At 68.2% G+C, this 2933-nt stretch carries 6 protein-coding genes; 3 read left to right on the forward strand and 3 right to left on the reverse strand.

From position 1 onward, the window contains the following. Positions 1–252: 252 nt before the first annotated feature. Together AC4NMM_RS15185 and AC4NMM_RS15190 are read right to left on the reverse strand one after the other, a co-directional pair. The gene (locus AC4NMM_RS15185; RefSeq protein ID WP_006629440.1) at positions 253–402 is read right to left on the reverse strand and encodes a 50S ribosomal protein L40e; all 150 of its coding nucleotides are present in this window, start codon (positions 400–402) and stop codon (positions 253–255) included. A gap of 97 nt (positions 403–499) precedes the next feature. After that, positions 500–769, reverse strand: coding sequence for a thioredoxin family protein (locus AC4NMM_RS15190; RefSeq protein WP_096393860.1), 270 nt, complete (start codon positions 767–769; stop codon positions 500–502). Between the two features lie 190 nt (positions 770–959). Between AC4NMM_RS15190 and AC4NMM_RS15195 the strand changes: the two genes are divergently transcribed. The 3 genes from AC4NMM_RS15195 to hisE all read left to right on the forward strand — a co-directional run bounded on the left by AC4NMM_RS15195 (position 960) and on the right by hisE (position 2192). Further along, entirely contained in the window at positions 960–1121 is a 162-nt protein-coding gene (locus AC4NMM_RS15195; protein WP_004598786.1) for a preprotein translocase subunit Sec61beta, read from the forward strand. A gap of 94 nt (positions 1122–1215) precedes the next feature. Next, positions 1216–1809, forward strand: coding sequence for a pyridoxal 5'-phosphate synthase glutaminase subunit PdxT (gene pdxT / locus AC4NMM_RS15200; protein ID WP_491924649.1), 594 nt, complete (start codon positions 1216–1218; stop codon positions 1807–1809). Continuing rightward, the gene (hisE, locus tag AC4NMM_RS15205) at positions 1806–2192 is read left to right on the forward strand and encodes a phosphoribosyl-ATP diphosphatase (protein WP_491924650.1); all 387 of its coding nucleotides are present in this window, start codon (positions 1806–1808) and stop codon (positions 2190–2192) included. Before pdxT ends, hisE begins: the two co-directional genes overlap by 4 nt. A gap of 6 nt (positions 2193–2198) precedes the next feature. On the opposite strand, the gene AC4NMM_RS15210 is transcribed toward hisE, so the two are convergent. Continuing rightward, positions 2199–2597 (reverse strand): SHOCT domain-containing protein, encoded by a 399-nt coding sequence (locus AC4NMM_RS15210; protein ID WP_491924651.1) that lies wholly within the window; start codon positions 2595–2597, stop codon positions 2199–2201. Positions 2598–2933: the final 336 nt, after the last annotated feature.

A 2933-nucleotide genomic window follows, 5' to 3' on the forward strand; every position in this document is an offset into this window, starting at 1 on the left:
CCGCGTAATCCGGCCCACCCCGGGCCGATTTCGGCCCTTCTCTCGAGTCCACTCTTTGCCGGCCAGCCGGGCGGGGGCCCCGCTTCGCCCGCCGGCCGCGCGAGGGAGTCGCGGGCCCCGATGGCCCCAGCGACGAGGCTGGGGAGGCGCGAGGCACACGCGCGGCCGGCGGTCGAAGCGGGGCCCACGCACGGCTGGCCGGCAAAGAGTGAACTCGAGAGAAGGGCCGAAATCGGCCCGGGGTCGACCGGATTACGCGGCGCGGCGCTCGGTCGCCTTCGGGCGGAGCTTGGTGTAGCCGCACTTGCGGCAGCGCTCGGCCTCGGAGGCGTTGCGGGCGTTACAGCGCATACAGATCTGTCGGTCGAGCATGCGACGTTCGGCGGCGTCGAAACTGGCCATACAGCTACTGGACGGGCGGTGCTGTAAAAGGTTGCGAGACGCCGCGGCGGCCGCGGGAAGAACGGGTGCGAGCGAGGACCGGCGTCAGGTGTCCGCTTTAGGCGCCGGCTTCGTTGAGCGCGGCCTCGATGTCCTCGCGCTGCGTGACGCCGACGAAGCGGTCGACGACGCCGTCGTCGTTCTCGACGATGAGCGTCGGGAGCGAGCGGACCTGGTACTGGTTCGCGACGTCCTGCTCCTCGTCGACGTCGACCTTCTGGAGCTCGAACGCGTCGCCGAGGTCCTCCTGAATCTCCTCCAGGATGGGGTCTTGGGTCTTACACGGGCCGCACCACTCGGCGTGGAAATCCAGCAGTCGAACGGTCATAGTCGGCGTCAACTATCCCCGGCCCGCGCATAAGGGTTTCCCACTCGTGTGTGCGCGCGGTCATCGCGGCCCGCCGAGACCGACGGAAACGACGGGAGGCCCGCGCCCGGCGGACCGCGCGGCGGTGACGACCGCTGCGACCCGCGCAGCGAACGAAACGTTTAGAACCCGGCGCCGCCCAGATCCGGGCATGAGTGGTTCCAACTCCGGCGGGCTGATGTCCAGCGCGGGACTGGTCCGCTACTTCGAGAACGAGGACCGGAACGCCATCGCGATCGACCCCAAGACGGTCGTCGCGTTCTGCGTCCTCTTCGGCGTGTTCGTCCAGATCCTGTCGCTGACGGTCGCGTAGGCTCGAACCGCCCTCGTTTTGCGGACGGACTGGCCCCCGAATCGACCGACCGCGTAGCGCGCCCTTTTTCCACGCGCCCGCCCCACCGATCCGTATGAAAGCAGGCGTCATCGCCGTTCAGGGCGACGTGGCCGAACACGCCGCCGCCGTCCGGGTCGCCGCGGCCGCCCACGACGAGACGGCCGAGGTCGTCGAGGTTCGGGACGCGGGGATCGTCCCCGACTGCGACGTCCTCCTCATGCCGGGCGGGGAGTCGACGACCATCTCGCGGCTGATTCACCGCGAGGGGATCGCCGCCGAGATCGAGGAACACGTCGAGAGCGGGAAGCCCGTCCTCGCGACCTGCGCCGGGCTCATCGTCTGCTCGACCGACGCGAAGGACGACCGGGTCGAGCCGCTGGGGGTAGTCGACGTCTCCGTCGACCGCAACGCGTTCGGGCGACAGAAGGACTCCTTCGAGGCGAGGGTCCCGGTCGCCGGACTCGACGACCCCTTCCACGCCGTGTTCATCCGCGCGCCCGCCATCGACGACGTGGGCGACGGCGTCGAGGTGCTCGCGACCGTCGACGACCGCCCCGTGGCGGTGCGCGACGGCCCGGTCGTCGCGACCTCGTTCCACCCGGAGCTCACCGACGACCCGCGGATCCACGACCTGGCGTTCTTCCCCGACCGAGAGGTGGTCGCGTGAGCGACCCGACCGAGGGCGACGGTCCGGACCCCGAGCGCGACGGTCCGACCCCCGAGCGCGACGAGGGCCCCCAAGCCGACGAGGATCCGGACGTCCCGTCCGAGGCCGTTCTCGACGAGCTGTTCGCCACCATCGAATCGCGGAAGGAAGAGCTCCCGGAGGGCTCGTACACGGCCTCCCTCTTCACCCACGAGAAGGGCGAGAACGCCGTCTTAGAGAAGATCGGCGAGGAGACGACGGAGGCGATCCTCGCGGCGAAGGACGACGACCGCGAGGAGCTCACCGCCGAGAGCGCGGACCTCGTCTACCACCTGCTCGTGCTGTTCGCGATGAAGGACCTCGACGTCGGCGACCTCCGCGAGGAGCTTCGCGACCGCTTTTAAACTCCCTCACCGCTCCCGTTCGAGTTCGCGGTCGATGTCGTCGACCTCCTCGGTCTCTAACTCCTCGCCGATGCGGCGCTCGAACTCCGCCTCGCTGATCTGCCCCTCGACGTACTGCTTGCGGAGCCGGTCCTGTCGGCTGGTCCCGGCGTCGGCCGAGGTCGACGACGACCCGATCGAGTCGAGCGAATCGGCGCCGATCGAGTCCCCGTCGTCACCGAGGAGCCACGAGCCGGCTTTATAAGCGACGTAGACGATTCCGGCGAGGACCGCCAAGGAGACGATCCCGGAGACGATCGCCGACACGAGACCCAAGATCGCCGAAACCACGCTCACGACGATGCTGACGCCGATCAACACCGCGATCGCGATCGCCGCGTAGTAGAGGGCCTTCTTCCCGTCCATGCCCCCGAGTCGGGCTGCCGGCCGCAAATACCTTCTCCCGCGGATCCGCGGCGACCCGATTCGGGAGCGGTCGTCGTCGGAACGGCCGGTCGCTACAGAGACCGTTTTGAACGATTGCGGGAGTGGGTGTAGTACGTTGTGAGTGGGGTCGTTTATAAGGTGGATCGCGGTGTTGCTGTCGGCTGTTTATAAGTGATCACCGCTGCTGGGATGCCAGTCTCCAGAACCCCAGTCGCTTGCTTATAAATGGTTGACTGTGGATCGACCACAAACGGCTTCAAAGCCCCAGCCGGGAGGACTCGATGCGCTCGCTGTGGTCCTCGGTCGGTCGCTATC

Source organism: Halorubrum sp. SD41, assembly GCF_058630335.1.